This is a genomic window from Leclercia pneumoniae (assembly GCF_017348915.1).
GTDB lineage: Bacteria > Pseudomonadota > Gammaproteobacteria > Enterobacterales > Enterobacteriaceae > Enterobacter > Enterobacter pneumoniae.
This window is the reverse complement of the sequence record NZ_CP071383.1, coordinates 1,290,721-1,310,277: the sequence shown is the minus strand read 5'-3', so window position 1 is coordinate 1,310,277 and position 19,557 is coordinate 1,290,721. Positions and strand designations below refer to the sequence as shown.

Sequence of the window (19,557 nt, the reverse complement as noted above, 5' to 3'; positions counted from 1 at the left end):
GACGGGTTTCGCAGCAATTCAGGCGCAGGCCGCGTATTCTCTCGCTTACCTCACGTTTTCTAACTCTAATGCACAAGGTTATCCACAGGAATAGTGGATAACTCATTCCAGCCCGTAGCCGCCGCCGCTCTGCTAATTCCCGGTTTTTTAACCCAACGCGGCAAGAAATTTTTTTATCGCTAAATTTTGGTGATCCTCAGCGAAAAAAGGCAGAGCAAATTGGTGGGATCTTGCTCACACTCCCGGCAGAAAGGCGCTGCACCATTACTCTTCATGGCTGGCACTGCGGCAGTGCAATCTTCTGCGATTGAGGGAGAAACTTTGCGGCGGGTTCCGAAAAAACGGTGTTTTTTGCCCTCTTCTGACTCTGTGGCAAGGGTTTTGCAGTACATGTCAGGTCATCGTCGCCAGCCTAAGGAGAAAACACGATGTTGAGCCTCCGAGCCGTTAACCAGTACTACGGGAATCAGCATACGCTATGGAATGTCGATCTCGACCTGCCCCCCGGCGTGTGTACCGGTATCGTCGGCCAGCCCGGCATGGGGAAAACCACGCTGATCCACTGTATTGCGGGTTTGCTGCCCGTCGCCAGCGGCAGCATGGTGTGGCATGAGGCGGGCGCCCCTCCCTACAATCTGTTAGGCGTGGCAGCGCAGACGCGCCATCAGCTAGGCATTGGCTATGTGCCGCAAGAGCGGCGCATCTTTTCACAGCTGACGGTAGAGGAGAACTTACAGGTTGCGCGGATGGCAAAGGGAGACATGGGCGGCACCATGAATGGCGAGATCTACGACCTCTTCCCGGAACTCTACCCTTTGCGCCGGTTACGCGCGTCGGGTATCGGTGAGGCAGAGCAGTACCAGCTGGCGCTGGCGAATACGCTGGTGACCCGTCCCCGGCTGCTGATCCTGGATGAACCCAGCCGCGGGCCAGGGCAGTCGTTCGCCGTGAAGCTGGCGCAGCTGCTGGTGCGGCTTAACCGGGAGTTAGGGTTATCGGTTTTACTGGCAGAACAGCAGCTGTCGCTGATCCGCCGGGTCGCGGATCGCTTTTGTTTACTCTATCGCGGGCGCAACGTTGCGCAGGGACGCGTTAGCGAGCTGGACGATCCCCTGCTGGCCCACTGGATGGCGTCAGCGCGCTAAGGGAGAGATAGCGCCCCACCTCTGCCGTATCGCCGTGCTCACCCAGCCAGGGGATCTCGCCCAGCAGCGGTGCGGGGATGAGCCGGGTCAACGACGCCATATACTCCGCGTGGCGTTTACCCGGCGGTACGACATCGTTGGCCACCCAGCCCGCCAGCCGGAGTCCGGCCTGCTCTACCGCCTTCGCGGTCAGCATGGCGTGGTTAATACAGCCCAGTTTCACCCCTACCACCAGGATCACCGGCAACTGCTCAGTCACTACCCAGTCGGCAAAAGTCTGTGTCTCTGAGAGTGGCGTGAACCACCCACCGGCCCCCTCTACCAGCACCCAGTTGGCCTGCTGTTCAAGGGTACGCAAGCCGGCAGAGAGGATCGAAAAATCGATGGGGCGCCCTTCGTCAGCGCTGACGATGTGCGGGGAAGTCGGCTCCGCAAAGGTGTAAGGGTTCACCCGATCGTAGGGCAGCGCCACGCTGCTGTTGTGCTGTAATGCCAGCGCATCGCTGTTACGAAGCCCCTCTACGGTCATCTCGCTGCCCGACGCAACCGGTTTGTAACCTGCCGTACGGTACCCCAGGGCGGAAGCTGCCTGTAACAGCGCGGTGCTGGCAACGGTTTTGCCTACCTCAGTGTCGGTGCCGGTGACGAAAAAGCGGTTAATCACGTTCGATAATTCCATGAAAGAGTTGATAAGTTAGCGGAAATTTTCCGTTCTGCTGCGGCCAGGCCAGCGCTAACTGCTGTAACGCTCTACGGGTCAGCAGTTTACCGGCACGCCCTTCGTGCAAATGGGTGGCTCCAATTCCCTTCAGGGATCGCATCGCCTGCAGGGCATCATCAAACGGCAAAGTGACCGTCTGACGCTTTACCCGGCAACGCCAGCCAGAGAGGGCTTCTGTGAGCTGCTGCGCCGTTAAAAAGCGGTTAGCGTGGGCGCGGTCATCTATCGCTCGCCAGGCCTGATTCAGCTCCGGCAGGGAGTCGTTCAGAAGTGTGGTAAATGCCACCTGCCCTCCAGGCCGCGTCACCCGGTAGAGCTCGGCGAGCGCCTGCGGCAGGCTGGCGCACCACTGTACCGCCAGGTGGCTCCAGACCAGATCGAAACCGGCATCCGCCAGCGGGATAGCCTCGATATCCGCCAGCAGGTAGGCGTCTGCGGCCTCGTTGCTGCGGGCCTGTTCAAGCATCGGTGCGCTGAGATCCATCGCCGTCACGTGGCAGCCCCGACTGCGCCAAACGCGGCTATTCCCGCCCGGACCGCAGCCTGCATCCAGCACCCGGCTGGGGGCGATGTCCCCCAACAGGGCCAGCAGCCCCTGCGCGCTGTGTCGCTGCAGCGCGTCATGGTTAGCATAGCTCTGGGCAGCGCGGCCAAAGGCAGCGGCAATCGCCTGTTTATTCACTTGCGGCATGGAGCGCCTCCAGAAGCGTCGTGATATCTGCCGCTTTATGAGCGGCGGTGAGGGTCAGGCGCAAACGCGCCGTGCCCGCAGGCACCGTAGGCGGTCGGATCGCCGTCACCCAAATGCCCTGGCTTCTGAGCTGCTGCGCCAGATGCAGCGCCCGGCCATTCTCGCCGACAATCAGCGGTTGAATGGCACTGTGCGAGTGGGTCACCTGCAGCGGCAAACCCTTCACACCACGGCGGAACTGTTGAATATGCTGTGCCAGTTTTTGTCGCCGCGCATCGCCCTCTTCACCCCGAATGAGGTTAAACGCCGTCAGCAGCGCGACCGCCTGGGCAGGCGGCATGCTGGTGCTGTAGATGAGATGGCGTGCAAACTGCAGCAGATAATCGGCAACCTCGTCGCTGCACAGCACCGCCGCGCCGCTGACGCCCACCCCTTTACCGAAGGTGACGACCAGCAGGTCCGGTTTGACCTGCTGACAAGCCGCGCTGCCCCGCCCTTCCGGGCCGGTGATGCCGATCCCATGGGCATCGTCCACCAGCAGCCAGCCCTGTCTCTGCCAGGTAGCTGAGGCCAGCGCCGCTAAGGGCGCGCTGTCGCCATCCATGCTGAAAATCCCCTCGGTCACAACCAGCTGTTGGCCGGCGCAGGGTTTATCCAGCAATTCGGCCAGCTGCGCAGGATCGTTGTGCGCAAAGCGGCGTAACTGCGCCGGGCTGAGGCTGGCCGCCTCCAGCAGCGAAGCATGGCTCAGACGGTCGGCCAGGATCCGATCCGCTTTACCCGGCAGAGCCGCAATGAGAGCCTGATTCGCCGCAAAGCCCGAGATAAACAGCAGCGCACGTGGATAGCCTAACCAGCCGGCCAGATGTTCTTCCAGTGCCTGATGCGCACGGGTATAGCCGCTGACATGGCCCGAGCCGCCGCTGCCGACACCGTACTGCTCAGCCCCCTGCTGCCAGGCACGAATAACCTCAGGATGTTGGCTCAGCCCAAGGTAGTCATTGCTGGAGAAGTTGCAGTAGCGCTGCTGGTCGCGGGTGAGAAACCGGCCCGCGCCGTTCTCTACCACCGTGCGCACGCGCAGCGCGTCTGCCGCCCGGCGTGCGTCCAGGGCGGCGGTGATCCGTTGCTGCCAGGTCATACCGTTGCCGCGTTGTAGAACTGTTCAGTGTCGGCGTTGAAAAGTTGCTGCTCCAGCTGATGCTGTTGCTCAATGTCGCCCGTGGCTACCGCGGTCTGCTGCGGATTGAGCCCCAGCTTACGGAACAGCTGAACGTCTTTGTCCTCTTCCGGGTTCGGGGTGGTCAGCAGCTTGCAGCCGTAGAAGATGGAGTTCGCCCCGGCCATAAAACACATCGCCTGGGTCTGTTCGTTCATCTGCTCGCGACCGGCGGACAGACGTACCCAGGAGGTCGGCATCATCACGCGCGCCACGGCAATAGTGCGAATAAAATCGAACGCATCGACGTCATCGTTATCGGCCAGCGGGGTGCCCTTTACCTTCACCAGCATGTTGATAGGCACGCTCTCTGGCGGCGTCGGTAAGTTGGCCAGCTGCAGCAGCAGACCTGCACGATCTTTCACCGTTTCGCCTAAACCGACGATCCCGCCCGAGCAGACTTTGATGCCCGCATCGCGCACCTTGTCGAGGGTGTCGAGACGCTCCTGATAGGTGCGGGTGGTGATGATATTGCCGTAAAACTCCGGGGAGGTGTCGAGGTTGTGGTTGTAGTAATCCAGCCCCGCCGCGCTCAGGCGCTGAGCCTGGGTTTCGTTCAGCGTACCCAGCGTCATACAGGCCTCCATCCCCATCGCCTTCACGCCTTGTACCATCTGCTCCAGATAAGGCATATCGCGATCGTGAGGGTTCTTCCAGGCGGCCCCCATGCAGAAGCGGGTGGAGCCTGCGTTTTTCGCCTGACGGGCTGACTCCAGCACCTGTTCAACTTCCATCAGACGTTCAGATTCCAGGCCAGTTTTGTAGCGCGCACTTTGCGGGCAGTATTTGCAATCTTCCGGGCAGGCGCCGGTTTTAATCGACAGCAAGGTGCTGACCTGCACCTGCTGCGGATCGAAGTGCTGACGATGAATTTGCTGGGCTTCAAACAGCAGTTCAAGGAGGGGTTTTTCAAATAATGCAGTAACTTGCGACATCGTCCAGCGTGTCTGGTGAGCCATGGGGCATCTCCAAAAGGGGTTTAGTTCAGGGTGGGTTCGGTTTATACTTGTAAACCTAAATGTTTTCAAAATGGTTTACAAGTCGATTATGACAACGGACGATCTCGCTTTCGATCAGCGCCACATCTGGCACCCTTACACCTCTATGACCCAGCCGTTACCGGTTTACCCGGTCGCCTCGGCGCAGGGTTGCGAATTGAAACTCGCCAGCGGCGAGCTGCTGGTGGACGGAATGTCTTCCTGGTGGGCGGCCATTCATGGCTACAATCACCCGCGTCTGAACGCGGCGATGAAGGCGCAGATCGATCAGATGTCTCATGTCATGTTCGGCGGTATTACCCACCAGCCCGCCGTGGATCTCTGTCGTCGGCTGGTGGCCATGACTCCGCAGGCGCTGGAGTGCGTGTTTCTTGCCGACTCGGGCTCGGTGGCGGTAGAAGTAGCGATGAAAATGGCGCTGCAATACTGGCATGCCAAAGGCGAAACCCGTCAGCGTTTCCTCACCTTCCGCAACGGCTATCACGGCGATACCTTCGGCGCGATGTCGGTCTGCGATCCTGATAACTCAATGCACAGCCTGTGGAAGGGTTATCTGCCGGAAAACCTCTTTGCACCCGCCCCACAAAACCGTTTCGATGGCGAATGGGATGAGGCAGACATGGTCGGCTTTGCTCGCCTGATGGCGGCGCATCGTCATGAGATTGCCGCCGTGATCCTCGAACCTATCGTGCAGGGCGCTGGCGGTATGCGGATGTATCATCCCGAGTGGCTTAAACGTATTCGCAAAATGTGTGACCGGGAGGGGATCTTGCTGATTGCCGACGAAATCGCCACCGGCTTTGGCCGCACCGGTAAGCTCTTTGCCTGCGAACATGCCGGGATCGCGCCGGATATTCTCTGTCTGGGCAAGGCGATAACCGGCGGTACCATGACGCTTTCTGCCACCCTCACGACCCGTCAGGTGGCCGACACCATCAGCGAGGGTGAAGCGGGCTGCTTTATGCACGGCCCGACGTTTATGGGTAATCCACTGGCCTGTGCGGTGGCGAGTGAAAGTCTGGCCCTGCTGGAGAGCGGCGAGTGGCAAGCACAGGTTGCGGCCATCGAGACGCAGCTTTCGCAAGCTCTGGCGGCGGCGCGTGAGTCCGAATACGTGGCTGACGTGCGGGTGCTGGGCGCCATCGGCGTGGTTGAAACGCACCATCCGGTCAATATGGCGGCGCTGCAACGCTTCTTTGTGGCACGGGGCGTGTGGGTCCGGCCGTTTGGTAAGCTCATCTATCTGATGCCGCCGTACCTGATCAGCCCTGAACAGCTGCAAAAGCTCACCACGGCGGTGGTCGATGCCGTACACAATCCCGCACATTTTGCGATTTAATCCATAGCGTTACGTTTTGTACTCTCGTTTTGCATTACACTTTTTGCAGAGTTCGCTACGGAGAAACGGTATGAAGTTAATCAGTCAGGATCTGCGCGACGGCGAAAAACTCCCGGAGCGTCATGTCTTTAACGGCATGGGTTATCAGGGCGATAACATCTCCCCCCACCTGGCCTGGGATGAGGTGCCGGCGGGCACGAAGAGTTTTGTAGTCACCTGCTATGACCCGGATGCGCCTACCGGTTCAGGTTGGTGGCACTGGATCGTGGCGAATCTGCCTGCCGATACCCGCGTGTTGCCGCAGGGGTCGGGCTCATCGCTGGTGGCCCTGCCGGAAGGCGCGGTTGAAACCCGTACCGATTTTGGTAAAGCGGGCTATGGCGGCGCGGCGCCGCCGAAGGGCGAAACCCATCGCTATATTTTCACGGTGCATGCGCTGGACGTAGAGCGAATCGAGGTCGATGAAGGCGCAAGCGGCGCGATGGTAGGCTTTAACGTGCATTTCCACACGCTGGGCAGCGCGTCGATCACGGCGATGTATGTCTGAAAACCTGCCCGGCTCTGCGCCGGGCTTATCGTTACAATATGGCCGGAAGCAGCCCCACCAGGCTGCGCTGGCTCAGCAGCGCAATCGCTGCATCAATGTCTGGCGCAAAAAACCGATCGTCATCATAGTGCGCCACCTGCTCGCGCAGGGTATGTCGTGCCTGCTCCAGCAGCGGGCTGGACGTTAAGCCCTCGCGCAGATCCATCCCCTGGCAGGCCGCCAGCCACTCTACTGCCAGCACGCCACGGGTATTACCGGCCATCTCCCATAAACGCCGCCCTGCGGCAGGCGCCATTGAAACGTGATCTTCCTGATTCGCTGAGGTGGGCAGACTGTCCACGCTGTGCGGGTGTGACAAGGCTTTGTTTTCACTGGCCAGCGCCGCCGCGGTTACCTGGGCAATCATAAATCCGGAATTCACCCCGCCGTTGCGCACCAGGAAGGGCGGCAACTGCGACATGTGTTTATCCATCATTAGCGCAATCCGCCGCTCAGCCAGCGCACCGATTTCGGCAATCGCCAGAGCAATATTGTCTGCCGCCATCGCCACCGGCTCGGCGTGGAAATTGCCTCCGGAGATCACCTCGTTCTCCTGCGCAAAGACCAGCGGGTTATCGGACACCGCATTTGCCTCGACCAGCAGTACCTCCGCCGCCTGACGCAGCTGGGTAAGGCAGGCGCCCATCACCTGCGGCTGACAGCGAAGGGAGTACGGATCCTGCACTTTGTCGCAGTTATGGTGCGACTCAGCGATGGCGCTGGTGTCCGTCAGGACGTGACGGTATAGCGCTGCGGCGTCAATTTGCCCGCGCTGGCCACGCACGTCGTGAATACGGGCATCAAACGGACGCCGCGAGCCGAGCACCGCTTCGGTGGTGAGCGCGCCACAGACGACCGCTGAGGCAAAGAGATCTTCTGCTTCAAACAGGCCGCGCAGCGCAAACGCGGTGGAGGCCTGAGTGCCGTTAAGCAGCGCTAGCCCCTCTTTCGCCGCCAGCGTCACCGGCGTCAGGCCTGCTTGTTGCAATGCTTCGCGGGCGGGCAGCCACTCTCCCCGGTAACGCGCTTTCCCCTCGCCCAGTAGCGTGAGCGACATATGCGCCAGCGGGGCCAGATCGCCGGAGGCCCCCACCGAGCCCTTCGCCGGGATCCACGGGTACACGCCGGCATTGACCAACCCAATCAACGCCTGAATCACGCTGAGACGGATACCGGAAAATCCCCGGGCAAGGCTGTTAATTTTTAGCACCATCATCAGGCGCACGATCGCATCGTCGAGCGGTTCCCCCACGCCGGCGGCGTGAGATAGCACCAGCGAACGCTGAAGGTTTTCCAGGTCATGCGTGGCAATTCGCGTCTGGGCCAACAGGCCAAAACCGGTGTTGATGCCATAGGCGGTGCGACCTTCTGCCACAATCGCCTCAACGCAGGCGACGCTCTCATTAATGGCGCCAAATGCCGCCTCGCTGAGCGTGAGCTGCATCGGGCTTCCCCAGAGCTGACGAAGCTGGGCCAGAGTTAGCGTACCGGGGTTAAGCGTAAAGGCATTCATCGGTGCTCTCCTCGTTGAGCGGTGATCATCGGCAGGTTGAGTCCCTGCTCTCTGGCGCAATCAATCGCAATGTCGTATCCGGCGTCTGCATGACGCATCACGCCCGTGGCCGGATCGTTATGCAGGACGCGGGCGATACGGGCGGCCGCGTCATCGCTGCCGTCACAGACGATGACCATCCCGGCATGCTGGGAGAAGCCCATCCCCACCCCGCCGCCGTGGTGCAGCGAGACCCAGGTCGCTCCGCTGGCCGTGTTCAGTAATGCGTTAAGCAGCGGCCAGTCGGAGACCGCGTCAGAGCCGTCACGCATGGCTTCGGTTTCTCGGTTCGGGCTGGCAACCGAGCCAGAATCGAGATGATCGCGGCCAATAACGATAGGGGCGGAGACTTCACCGCTCCGTACCATTTCGTTAAATGCGAGGCCGAGTTTCTGGCGCCACTCCAGCCCGACCCAGCAGATACGCGCCGGAAGCCCCTGGAAGTTAATACGTTCCCGGGCCATATCCAGCCAATGATGCAGGTGGACATCGTCAACGATAATCTCTTTCACTTTGGCGTCGGTTTTATAGATATCCTGCGGATCGCCGGAGAGCGCCACCCAGCGGAACGGGCCGATACCCCGGCAGAAAAGTGGACGAATATAGGCAGGGACAAAGCCCGGGAAATCAAAGGCGTTTTGTACACCCATCTCCTTCGCCATCTGACGGATGTTATTGCCGTAATCAAATGTGGGGATACCCTGCTGGCTAAAGGCCAGCATTGCGTTGACGTGCTCTGCCATGGAGAGCTTCGCGGCCCGCACGGTGCCCTGGGGATCCTGCTGCGCTTTTTGCTGATACTCATCCCAGCGCCAGCCTTTCGGCAGGTAGCCGTGCAGCGGGTCATGGGCGCTGGTCTGGTCGGTGACCATGTCCGGGCGCACGCCGCGCGCCACCAGTTCAGGCAGGATCTCCGCCGCGTTGGCGCACAGTGCGATCGAAACGGCTTTGCCCTCTTCGGTATATTTTTTGATGCGCGCCAGGGCGTCGTCCAGCGTGTCGGCCTGCTCATCCACATAGCGGGTACGCACACGGAAATCGATGCGGCTCTGCTGACACTCAATATTGAGTGAGCAGGCCCCTGCCAGGGTGGCGGCCAGCGGCTGCGCCCCGCCCATTCCCCCCAGACCGGCGGTAAGAATCCAGCGCCCTTTCAGGGAGCCGTTATAGTGCTGGCGTCCGGCTTCAACGAAGGTTTCCCAGGTGCCCTGGATGATCCCCTGGCTGCCGATATAGATCCAACTGCCCGCCGTCATCTGGCCGTACATGGCCAGCCCTTTTGCATCCAGCTCGTTAAAGTGTTCCCAGGTCGCCCAGTGGGGTACCAGGTTGGAGTTGGCAATCAGCACACGTGGCGCGTTGGAATGGGTTTTGAATACCCCTACCGGCTTGCCGGATTGCACCAGCAGGGTTTCGTCTGCGTCGAGTTGCGTGAGCGCCTCGACAATAGCGTCGTAGCAGTCCCAGTTGCGCGCTGCGCGGCCGATACCGCCGTAAACCACCAGCTCGTTCGGATTTTCGGCCACATCGGGGTCGAGGTTATTCATTAACATACGCAGCGGGGCTTCGGTGAGCCAGCTTTTTGCGGTTAAGGTGGTGCCGCGGGGTGCGCGCACCGTCTGCTGGCGATACTTGCCTGACGACATGATGTGCTCCTCATTGGGGAGAGAATATACAATTAGATATACTTGTATAGACAAGTGCACACAAGGCGAGATTTAACAAAAAATATACATTTTTATTATATTGCGTCAGCAATCACGCTTTTAAAACTTATGACATAAAGTGGCCTTGCAGCCGGTAGCGGTCGCCCGGGAAGAGCAGGCGCGCATGAGAGACAATGTTCGATGCCGACCAGGTCCGTCGACGGATCATCAGACAGGGGTCGTGTTCTTTGATGCGCAGCAGTTCGCACTCCTGCCAGGTCGCACGGACAGCCTCGACAATGTGTTCCCCTTCGGTGAGCGGGGCAATCAGTGACAGATAAGCATGCGGTGTGGTAGCGGTATAATCTTGCTCTAAATAGGCTGGCACCCTGAGCGCATTGACGCAGCGATCCTCAATCTGCACCGGGACGTCGTTTTCGAAGTGCAGCATCAGAGAGTGAAAAATTGCCGTGCCCTCTTTCACATCCAGGGCCATGGCCTGCCGGGCAGAGGCTTGCGTCTCCTCCAGCAGCAGCACCTCACAGCGGTGCTGATGCTGGCGGGCGGCAATTTCGTCGGCAATGCTGCGGATCTCAAACAGTGCCGACTGCCCTTTAGGTTCGGCCACAAAGGTGCCAACCCCCTGCAGACGGACCAGTAACCCTTCGTCGGTAAGCTCCCGCAATGCGCGGTTAATGGTCATACGGCTAAATCCGAACTGCGCCACCAGCTCCGCCTCGGATGGAATACGATCGTGTGCCCGCCAGACGCCCGTGGCGATTTGATGGCTGATCGCCTGTTTCACCTTTTCGTAAAAAGGTGCCGGGGCGTTAGTTTGCCGCTGCGAAGCGCGTGTGAACATAACCATTCCTTAAGCCGTAAAAAGTCGAGTATATCCGCGTATTACGCCCACCAGTGAGCAATTTGCCACGCCAGCCGCGCGGCGAGCTTTGCCCCCTGCCCCTCGCGATCAAAACGCGGGCTAAACTCCACCAGATCCACCGCCTGCAGCTTGCCACTGCGGCAAATCGGTTCGATTACCCGCAGCAGATCCCGCGCGGGCACGCCCAGCGCTGCCTGCGCCGATACCGCAGGCATCTCGCCGGCGGGCAGCACATCGAGATCGAGCGTCAGATAGAGACGATCTGCCTGCTGAATCAGGTTTGACACGGCGTCTGACGCCGCGTGCTGAAAATCGAGGTCTTCTACCACTGTTACCTTCAGACGAGCTGCTTCGTCCCACAGAGCCTGGGTGTTCGCTGCCCGACTGGCACCCAGGCAGGCATAGACAAAATCGCGCTGCTGCGCCTCGCAGTAACGGGCCAACTGGCGAAACGGCGTACCCGAAGTCGCGCGGCTTGCCTGGCGTAAATCGAGATGGGCGTCGAGATTCACAATCACCACTCGCTCATTGGGGAAAGCGTCCAGCACCCCTTTGCCGTGGCCCCAGGCGGTTTCGTGTCCTCCCCCCAGCACCAGAGTGCGCATTCCTGCCTGCTGACAGGTGGTCACTGCCTCACTGAGCGCCTGCTGTGCCGCTTCCAGCGCATCGGCTTCTACGGTGATATTCCCCAGATCGGTCAGACGCTCGTGACCGCCATAGCTCGCCATATTGGCCAGTGCGGCACGCAGGACGTCTGGCCCCTCTGCTGCGCCCGGCCTGCCCTGATTGCGTTTAACCCCGGCATCACAGCAAAAACCCAACAGCGCAATCCCCTCCCGGCCTGGCTGGAAAGTCGGGCTCTGCTGCACGGTTTGAAACAGGCGCAGCGCGTTGCTGGCCTCGGCACGATCGTCGCGCCCTTGCCAGATATCCGGGGAAACAGGCTGCCAGAGCTTCATTGTATTTGTCCTCTGAATATCCTCTGCCAGAGCGGGTTGCGGCCAGGTTCGTAGATCATTTCAACGGGGCTTTCAGCGTCCCAGATAGCCAGATCGGCTTTATATCCAGCTTTCAGCTGACCCTGTGTAGAACCACGCCCTAACGCCTGGGCGGCATTTCGCGTCACGCCAGCCCAAGCTTCTTCCGGGGTCAGGCCAAACTGGACGCAGGCCATGTTCATGGCCAGATGCAGGCTGGCGAAAGGGCTAGTACCCGGGTTGTAATCCGTGGCGACGGCCATGGGAACGCCGTGCTGGCGCAGCCGCTCGACAGGGGGACGCTGACGCTCCTGCAGAAAATAGAATGCTCCCGGAAGCAACACGGCGACGGTGCCGCTTTGTGCCATCGCCGCCACGCCGGCTTCGTCCAGATACTCGATATGATCCGCTGACCAGCCGTGATAGCGGCTCACCAGCGCCGTACCACCCAGATTCGACAACTGCTCGACATGGCCTTTTACCGGGATCCCAAGCCGCTGTGCCGCCTGGAACAGCCGCTCAGTTTGCGCAGGGGTGAAACCGACCGTTTCACAGAAAACATCAACCGCCTCGAAAAGCTCTTTTCGCCATAGCGTGGGGAGCGTGTGCTGACAGATGTGGTCAATCCAACCGTCGGGATGCTGGCGATATTCCTGCGGAACCGCGTGGGCCGCCAGCAGCGTTGGGCTGATTTCAATGGGATGATGTTGAGCGAGTCGTTGCGCCACGCGCAGGAGCTTCTCTTCGGCTTCATCGTTCAGACCGTACCCCGATTTGATCTCAAGCGTCGTTACGCCTTCGCGCATCATGCGCACAAGTCGCGCCTGCGCAAGCTGGAAGAGCACTTCCGGGGTGCTGTCGCGGGTAGCGGTCACGGTGGCATTAATCCCGCCGCCCTGTGCGCTGATGCTTTGGTAAGAGACACCGTTCAGGCGCTGCTCCCACTCCGCCGCACGATTGCCGCCAAAGATTAGATGGGTATGACAGTCGATTAAGCCCGGCGTGACCAGCCGCCCCTGCATATCATGCTGTCCAGGCAGATGAGCCGGCAGGTCAGCGTCGGGGATCAGCGCCAGAATCGTTTCGCCGCGGAGGATTAACGCCTGCTTTTCCATCAGGCCATAAGGGGCTGGCTTATCGGGATCCAGGGTAGCGAGGCGCGCGTTACGCAAGATGACGTCGTCAGGATGAAGTTGCAACATCAGGCTTCCACTTGTCATGGGTTGTATAGACATTTATTTTCATTCCCGCCCCACTGTCAATCGCCTTTACCGATATTGTTATCAGTTTGTGACGATTTTCCCGCTAAGCCTGGGAATAAAAAGTCAATTTTTGCCGTTTCATCTTCCCGTTTCGCCCAACTTAGTATAAAAAAGCAGGCTATTTCCTTTATCCCCATTTGATTCGCACAGCAAGGAGCTTTCCCTTGAATATTTCCAGCCACTACCGTCTGGCGCTGGCACTGGCTTTTGGCGTGACCTTGTCCGCATGTAGCTCAACGCCACCAGACCAGCTTCCGTCTGAACAGGCGGCCCCTGGCACCGCTTCCCGTCCTGTTCTCTCTGCTGAAGAAGCGAAGAACTTCCAGCAGGCGCGCTATTTCACCGCCATGAATCCTGATGCCGCGCCGTGGAAGCCGTATGCCATTCGTCTGCCAGCACAACCGAATTTCGTGGTAGGCCCGGCGGGAACTCAGGGGGTGACTCATACCTCTATTCAGGCCGCCGTTGATGCTGCCATTGCCAAACACAGCAGCTCTCGTCAGTACATCGCCATCATGCCTGGCGAGTACGAAGGGACCGTCTATGTTCCGGCTGCGCCGGGCAGCGTGACGCTGTACGGTATGGGTGAAAAACCTGCTGATGTGAAAATTGGCCTGCCGATCGATTCTGAAATCGACACCGCCACCTGGCGCCATCTGGTGAATCCGGGCGGTAAATACATGCCAGGTAAACCGGCGTGGTATATGTTTGATCGCTGCCAGAGCAAGCAAAGCGCCACCGTTGGCGTGATGTGCTCTGCGGTATTCTGGTCACAGAACAATGGCCTGCAGCTGCAAAACCTGACCATCGAAAACAATCTGGGCGACAGCGTGGATGCAGGTAATCACCAGGCCGTGGCGCTGCGTAGCGATGGCGACCAGGTGCAGATCGATAAGGTGAACATTCTGGGTCGCCAGAACACCTTCTTTGTGACCAATAGCGGTGTGCAAAATACGCTGCAGAACACCCGCCTGACCCGTACGCTGGTGACCAATAGCTATATTGAAGGTGACGTAGATATCGTTGCAGGCCGTGGCGCCGTCGTGTTTGATAATACCGACTTCCGCGTGGTGAATTCCCGTACCCAAAAAGAGGGTTACGTCTTTGCCCCAGCCACCCTGTCGAACATGTTCTATGGCTTCCTGGCGGTAAATAGTCGCTTTACGGCTGCCGGGGACGGCATCGCGCAGCTCGGCCGCGCTCTGGATGCCGATGCCAACTCGAATGGCCAGGTCGTCATTCGCGATAGCGTCATCAATGAAGGCTTCAACATGGCGAAACCCTGGGCTAATGCGGCGATCTCTCAGCGCCCTTATGCTGGCAACACGGGAACCGTTGATGATAAAGGCAATGTACAGCGCAACCTGAACGACGCTAACTTCAATCGCATGTGGGAATACAACAACCGCGGTGTAGGTAGCAAGATCGTCGCCGAACCGAAGCAGTAACGGCGCTATTAGCAAAAAGGGGGAGCAACTCCCCCTTTATGCTGCGCCTGGAAGCGTCAGGCAACCGTCTGTAGATACGCGTCCAGCAGTTGCAGTATCGCAACCATGAGTTGCAGGATCAGAATACACCATCCTGTAAAGCTCATACGCCACTCCTTTGGTCAGGAGCACTGCCACTGACTTACCTTTCCGCTGCCTGTCGCCAGTGGGTGTTGGTGCTTGCTGATGTGCTCCACAGCTAAGGCACTGACGGCACCACCCGCCAGCCAGGACTTAAAAAGGTGCCTGTTTTGCGGATCTGCTACACATCTCACCAACCCAGCGATTGTAGCGATAAATATCTGTATATAAAAACAGTCCAGCTCAAAATCAGAATTCATCAAACTCATTGAAAAAATAGCAATCAATTCAATTCAGTAGCACCCACACCTGCTTTTAGCGCCTGGCTTGCACTATTTTACTTTACTCACTCATGAGACTACGATGACCGGGTTGGTATTTGCTGATGTGCACATCCGGCCACCATCGGGTATAAAAAAACCTCGCACTGGCGAGGTTTTTTTATTGCGACGTTCTAACGCGTTACTGCGCGTTAACCACTACCCACATTGGGCCCTGGCCGACGGCATAGCGTCCTTTCTCTTCCAGCAGCCCCTGCTCACCCTGAATTTCATACAGCGCAATGTGATGCGATTTCTGCCCCGCCGCGATCAGGTACTTGCCCGTGTGATCGATATTGAAGCCACGCGGCTGAGTTTCCGTCGGCTGGAAACCTTCCACGGCCAGCACGCTGCCATCTTCAGACACGCTGAAGATGGTGATCAGGCTGGACGTACGGTCACAGGCATAGAGGTGACGTCCATCCGGTGTGATGTGGATATCGGCCGCCCAGCGGGTATCGGTAAAATCTGCAGGCATCATATCCAGCGTCTGGATACATTCGATATTGCCGTGGGCATCACTCAGCGCCCAGACGTCTACCGAGCCGTTCAGCTCGTTCACCACATAAGCGAACTTCTGATTCGGGTGGAAGACCATATGACGCGGGCCTGCACCTTCCACAGTGGTCACTTCCGCCGGATTTTGTGCCGCCAGTTTACCGTCGTCACCCAGGGTGAAAAGACAGATTCGATCCTGCTTCAGCGCCGGCACCCAAAGCGTTTTATTATCTGGTGAGATATTGGCAGAGTGGCAACCTTCCAGCCCATCAACCATGTCTACGCTTTCGCCCGGGATACCGTCGTTCAGGCACGTCACGCTGACGCAACCGGCGTTATAGGAGCCGCTAAAGATGAAGCGCCCTTCCAGGTCAGTGGAGATATGCGTCGGGCTGCCCGGCAGCGCCGCTTCGGCGGTATAGGTGAGAGCACCATCTTCAGGTGCAATACGGTAGGCCAGCACGCGGAATTCCGGACGCACACCCACGTACAGGAAACGTTTATCCGGACTGATTACCATCGGCTGAACCTGCCCCGGCACATCGACAACCTGAACAAGGGTGAGTGACCCTTCAGGGTTCAGACGCCAGACATGGATCTGTTGGCTTTCAGGACTGGCGGTATAAACGGTTTGTTTCATGAATGCTCCTTCCTCACTGCGCGTGAAAGTAATGTACAAGGATGATCGTTTAACGGTAGATGCTGAATTTTAGCCAGGAATTTTGCAGCGATCGTCTCGCGGTGTACCATCTCAGCAATCTGTTTTTCATCATTAACCGGAATAACAAATGACCTCTCGCGTGATTGCACTGGATTTAGACGGTACGTTACTTACCCCGCAAAAAACCCTGCTCCCCTCTTCGCTCGAAGCGCTACAACGCGCGCGCGAAGCGGGTTATCAACTCATTATTGTGACGGGTCGTCATCACGTTGCTATTCATCCTTTTTATCAGGCACTGGCTTTAGATACACCTGCAATTTGTTGTAATGGCACTTATTTGTATGATTATCATGCAAAAAAGGTTCTCGAATCGGATCCGCTCCCGGTTGCGCAGGCACAACAGCTGATTACACTGCTTGATGAACATAATGTTCACGGTCTGATGTACGTTGACGAAGCCATGCTGTATGAGCGCCCTACCGGCCACGTGATTCGCACCCGCGCCTGGGCGCAATCTCTGCCAGAGGCGCAACGCCCGGTGTTTACGCAGGTAGCTTCGCTGGCGCAGGCGGCCCGGGAGGTCTCTGCCATCTGGAAATTTGCCCTGACCGATGAAGACACCAGCAAGCTGAATGATTTTGCTAAACTCGTTGAAAACACGCTGGGGCTGGAGTGCGAGTGGTCGTGGCACGATCAGGTGGATATTGCCCGCAAAGGCAACAGCAAAGGTAAGCGCCTGACGCAGTATGTCGAGTCCCAGGGCTGGTCGATGCAGGATGTTATTGCCTTTGGCGATAATTATAACGACATCAGCATGTTAGAAGCTGCAGGCACCGGTGTGGCGATGGGCAATGCGGACGAGGCGGTGAAGGCGCGCGCCAACGTCGTTATCGGCGATAACACGCGCGACAGCATCGCCCAGTTTATTTACAGCAACCTGATTTGATCAGGTTGTAATCGACACGCTCTTAATCTGCGCGTACAGCCACAGGCCAGGCTTAATGCTAAGTTCATCCCTGGCCCAGGGGCTGATACGCGCCCAGAGCGTCTTACCGGCAATCTCCAGCTGCACTTCTACCTGCCCGTTATCGTCATAGCATTGGGCGACTTTTGCTCGCAGGATATTACGAATACTGCTCTGTACCGGCGGCTGCAGTACCAGCGAGACGTCTGAAGCCTGAATGCGGATGCGCAAATTGGCCTGTAGCGGTTTATCTAGCTTATTCACCCAGAGGTGTTGATCGCCGAGCGCCAGCGCGGTCATGGCATAGTGCGGGTGATGTTCAAGAACGCTGACCCTCAGAATGCTGCTCTGCTGTTCTGCCGGCAACCACGGATGCATGACGCTACTGCCCCACACCTCCTCCAGAGGACCAAACGCCTTCACGTTACCGTTTTCCAGCACCAGCACGTTATCGGCCAGGTGGAGGATCTCCTCCAGCGAGTGGCTGACGTAGAGCATCGGGATATTGATTTCACGCGCCAGTCGCTGCAGATAGGGTAGCAGTTCGCGCTTACGCGGAATATCGAGAGAGGCCAGCGGCTCGTCCAGCAGGAGCAGTTCCGGCGCGGTGAGCAGTGCGCGACCAATGGCCACACGCTGTTTTTCGCCCCCCGACAAAGAGGAGGGTAGACGGTCGAGCAGGTGCTCAATTCCCAGCAGCGCAACCAGTTTATCGAACTGTCCGGCCATGCTTTTCGCCATGCCGTAGCGCAGATTACCCCGAACCTTATAGTGCGGAAAGAGCCGGGCATCCTGGAAAACGTACCCAATACGGCGCTTATCCGGTGACAACCAGATACGCTGTTCTGCGTCGTTGAGCACACGATCATTCAGCACAATGCGCCCGCTCTGAGGTCGTGTCAGGCCGCTGATGGCGTTAATCAGCGAGGTTTTGCCCGCCCCCGACACACCAAAAATCGCCGTAATACCCCGTGCTGGCAGGGTTTCGTTGATGGTCAGACAGTGTTCGCCCAGCGTCTGGCTAAAATTAAGTTCCAGCATTTCAGTTCCCCATCCGTTCACGGCTCAAACGTGCCAGCCATTCCGACACCAGCAGCGAGACGATAGCCAGCACAATGGAGATAATACAGAGTCGCGCGGCGGCGCCTTCGCCACCTGGCGTCTGGATTAAGGTATACATGGCAGACGGCAGCGTGCGGGTTTCACCAGGAATATTGGAAACGAAAGTGATGGTGGCACCAAACTCGCCCAGCGAACGCGCAAAGGCCAGTACCGTGCCGACGATAATTCCGGGCAGGGTCAGGGGGAGCGTGATGGTGAATAAAACTCGCCAGCGTCCGGCCCCCAGAGTACAGGCGGCCTGCTCCAGTTTACGATCCACCCCCTCCAGCGCCAGACGGATGGCGCGGACCATCAACGGGAAGGACATCACCGCCGCCGCCAGCACCGCACCGCGCCAGCTGAAGGCGAAGGTCAGCCCAAACCAGTCATATAGCCATTCACCAATGATGCCGCGTCGGCCCATCGCAATGAGCAGTAAATAGCCCACAACCACGGGCGGTAGCACCAGCGGCAGATGGATCAGGCTATCAAGAAGCGCCTTACCGGGAAAGGTACAGCGAACCAGTAGCCAGGCAAAGAAGATCCCAAAGGGCAGACTAAACACAACCGCGAGGGAGGAGACTTTCAGGCTCAGCAGCACGGCCTGCCATTCGGGATCGGTCAAAATCATTCGTGAGTCGTAAATCCATAGCGTTTAAAGATTGCCGACGCCTGCGGCCCTTTCAGATAATCGTAAAAGGCGCTGACCGTCGCGTTTTTATGTCCATCAACGATGGCAACAGGATATTCCACTTTTTTGTGCGAGTCTTCCGGGAAGGTCCCGACGACTTTTACCCCTTTACCGGCAACGGCATCGGAGCCATAAACAATGCCCAGCGGCGCTTCGTTACGCTCCACCAGCGCCAGTGCGCCGCGAACATCTTCCGCCGGCGCCAGCTTTGGCGAAAGCGTATCCCATGCGCCCAGTTTCTGCAGCGCCTCTTTCGCGTAGATACCCGCAGGTACATGTTCCGGATCGCCAACCGCCAGACGTCCGTCTTTCAGCAGGCTGGTCCAGGGCGTCTCTTTATTGATTGTCATTTCGCCCTGTGGACTTGTTTTAGGCGCCACGACGACCAGGCTGTTCCCCAGTAACGTTGTCCGACTGGCGGTGTCGATTGATTTCTTCTGCACCGCATAGTCCATCCATTTCTGATCCGCAGAGATAAAGAGATCCGCTGGCGCGCCCGCCTCAATCTGGCGGGCCAGCGTTGAGGAAGAGGCAAAGGATGAAACCACCTCGACGTTTTTCTCTTTTTTATACTCAGCAGCAATATCCTGCATGGCATTCGTTAGCGAAGCGGCAGCGAAAACGGTAATTTTACCTTCGTCTGCCAGTGCATGTCCGCTTACGGTTAATACCAGCGCTGCCCCTGCGAAAAAGCCTAAGCCTGTACGTGCCATCTGTAACTCCTTTTGCATGTCG

At 58.4% G+C, this 19,557-nt stretch carries 19 protein-coding genes; 5 read left to right on the top strand and 14 right to left on the bottom strand.

All coding sequences use genetic code 11. The annotated features are described in order from the left end of the window. The first annotated feature begins 428 nt into the window (after positions 1-428). Complete coding sequence (locus tag JZ655_RS06145; RefSeq protein WP_207293266.1) at positions 429-1,145, top strand: ABC transporter ATP-binding protein; 717 nt, start codon at positions 429-431, stop codon at positions 1,143-1,145. Here JZ655_RS06145 and bioD read toward each other — a convergent pair. Genes bioD through bioB form a run of 4 tightly spaced genes read right to left on the bottom strand, consistent with a single transcriptional unit; the run spans position 1,093 to position 4,735 of the window. Continuing rightward, on the bottom strand, positions 1,093-1,809 hold the full coding sequence (gene bioD / locus JZ655_RS06140; RefSeq protein ID WP_207293265.1) for a dethiobiotin synthase: 717 nt from the start codon (positions 1,807-1,809) through the stop codon (positions 1,093-1,095). The genes JZ655_RS06145 and bioD overlap by 53 nt on opposite strands. Next, on the bottom strand, positions 1,802-2,557 hold the full coding sequence (bioC, locus tag JZ655_RS06135) for a malonyl-ACP O-methyltransferase BioC (RefSeq protein ID WP_046886946.1): 756 nt from the start codon (positions 2,555-2,557) through the stop codon (positions 1,802-1,804). Before bioC ends, bioD begins: the two co-directional genes overlap by 8 nt. Next, complete coding sequence (bioF, locus tag JZ655_RS06130) at positions 2,541-3,698, bottom strand: 8-amino-7-oxononanoate synthase (RefSeq protein ID WP_207293264.1); 1,158 nt, start codon at positions 3,696-3,698, stop codon at positions 2,541-2,543. The genes bioC and bioF overlap by 17 nt, the downstream gene beginning before the upstream one ends. Further along, entirely contained in the window at positions 3,695-4,735 is a 1,041-nt protein-coding gene (bioB, locus tag JZ655_RS06125; RefSeq protein ID WP_040076491.1) for a biotin synthase BioB, read from the bottom strand. The genes bioF and bioB overlap by 4 nt, the downstream gene beginning before the upstream one ends. 88 nt (positions 4,736-4,823) lie before the next feature. On the opposite strand from bioB, the gene bioA reads away from it, so the two are divergent. Further along, positions 4,824-6,113: an adenosylmethionine--8-amino-7-oxononanoate transaminase gene (bioA, locus tag JZ655_RS06120; protein ID WP_425352483.1), complete on the top strand. Its 1,290-nt coding sequence runs from the start codon at positions 4,824-4,826 to the stop codon at positions 6,111-6,113. A gap of 70 nt (positions 6,114-6,183) precedes the next feature. Then, a complete protein-coding gene (locus tag JZ655_RS06115; RefSeq protein ID WP_046886949.1) occupies positions 6,184-6,660 on the top strand; it encodes a kinase inhibitor in 477 nt (158 codons plus the stop codon). Between the two features lie 31 nt (positions 6,661-6,691). Here the strand turns inward: JZ655_RS06115 and hutH are convergent, their stop codons facing one another. From hutH to hutI, 5 genes are all read right to left on the bottom strand, one after another. After that, the gene (gene hutH / locus JZ655_RS06110; RefSeq protein ID WP_207293262.1) at positions 6,692-8,212 is read right to left on the bottom strand and encodes a histidine ammonia-lyase; all 1,521 of its coding nucleotides are present in this window, start codon (positions 8,210-8,212) and stop codon (positions 6,692-6,694) included. Further along, on the bottom strand, positions 8,209-9,897 hold the full coding sequence (gene hutU, locus JZ655_RS06105; RefSeq protein ID WP_207293261.1) for a urocanate hydratase: 1,689 nt from the start codon (positions 9,895-9,897) through the stop codon (positions 8,209-8,211). The genes hutH and hutU overlap by 4 nt, the downstream gene beginning before the upstream one ends. A 127-nt stretch (positions 9,898-10,024) precedes the next feature. Then, positions 10,025-10,759, bottom strand: coding sequence for a histidine utilization repressor (locus JZ655_RS06100; protein ID WP_207293260.1), 735 nt, complete (start codon positions 10,757-10,759; stop codon positions 10,025-10,027). A gap of 41 nt (positions 10,760-10,800) precedes the next feature. Beyond that, on the bottom strand, positions 10,801-11,739 hold the full coding sequence (gene hutG, locus JZ655_RS06095) for a formimidoylglutamase (RefSeq protein WP_207293259.1): 939 nt from the start codon (positions 11,737-11,739) through the stop codon (positions 10,801-10,803). Continuing rightward, positions 11,736-12,959 carry an imidazolonepropionase gene (hutI, locus tag JZ655_RS06090; RefSeq protein WP_207293258.1) on the bottom strand — a complete coding sequence of 408 codons (1,224 nt, stop codon included), beginning with the start codon at positions 12,957-12,959 and terminating at the stop codon, positions 11,736-11,738. Before hutI ends, hutG begins: the two co-directional genes overlap by 4 nt. A gap of 224 nt (positions 12,960-13,183) precedes the next feature. Here hutI and JZ655_RS06085 point away from each other — a divergent pair, with 224 nt between their 5' ends. After that, complete coding sequence (locus tag JZ655_RS06085; protein WP_207293257.1) at positions 13,184-14,467, top strand: putative acyl-CoA thioester hydrolase; 1,284 nt, start codon at positions 13,184-13,186, stop codon at positions 14,465-14,467. Positions 14,468-14,523: 56 nt separating this feature from the next. On the opposite strand, the gene JZ655_RS06080 is transcribed toward JZ655_RS06085, so the two are convergent. Together JZ655_RS06080 and pgl are read right to left on the bottom strand one after the other, a co-directional pair. Continuing rightward, a complete protein-coding gene (locus JZ655_RS06080) occupies positions 14,524-14,613 on the bottom strand; it encodes a hypothetical protein (protein ID WP_154298954.1) in 90 nt (29 codons plus the stop codon). 436 nt (positions 14,614-15,049) lie between these two features. Beyond that, on the bottom strand, positions 15,050-16,045 hold the full coding sequence (pgl, locus tag JZ655_RS06075; protein WP_207293256.1) for a 6-phosphogluconolactonase: 996 nt from the start codon (positions 16,043-16,045) through the stop codon (positions 15,050-15,052). A gap of 148 nt (positions 16,046-16,193) precedes the next feature. Here pgl and JZ655_RS06070 point away from each other — a divergent pair, with 148 nt between their 5' ends. Next, positions 16,194-17,012, top strand: coding sequence for a pyridoxal phosphatase (locus tag JZ655_RS06070; RefSeq protein WP_040076501.1), 819 nt, complete (start codon positions 16,194-16,196; stop codon positions 17,010-17,012). Here the strand turns inward: JZ655_RS06070 and modC are convergent, their stop codons facing one another. The 3 genes from modC to modA are packed head-to-tail and all read right to left on the bottom strand — an operon-like array spanning position 17,013 to position 19,535. Next, complete coding sequence (gene modC, locus JZ655_RS06065; RefSeq protein ID WP_046886957.1) at positions 17,013-18,071, bottom strand: molybdenum ABC transporter ATP-binding protein ModC; 1,059 nt, start codon at positions 18,069-18,071, stop codon at positions 17,013-17,015. A gap of 1 nt (position 18,072) precedes the next feature. After that, positions 18,073-18,762, bottom strand: coding sequence for a molybdate ABC transporter permease subunit (modB, locus tag JZ655_RS06060; protein ID WP_046886958.1), 690 nt, complete (start codon positions 18,760-18,762; stop codon positions 18,073-18,075). Further along, entirely contained in the window at positions 18,759-19,535 is a 777-nt protein-coding gene (modA, locus tag JZ655_RS06055; protein WP_207293255.1) for a molybdate ABC transporter substrate-binding protein, read from the bottom strand. Before modA ends, modB begins: the two co-directional genes overlap by 4 nt. Between the last annotated feature and the right edge of the window lie 22 nt (positions 19,536-19,557).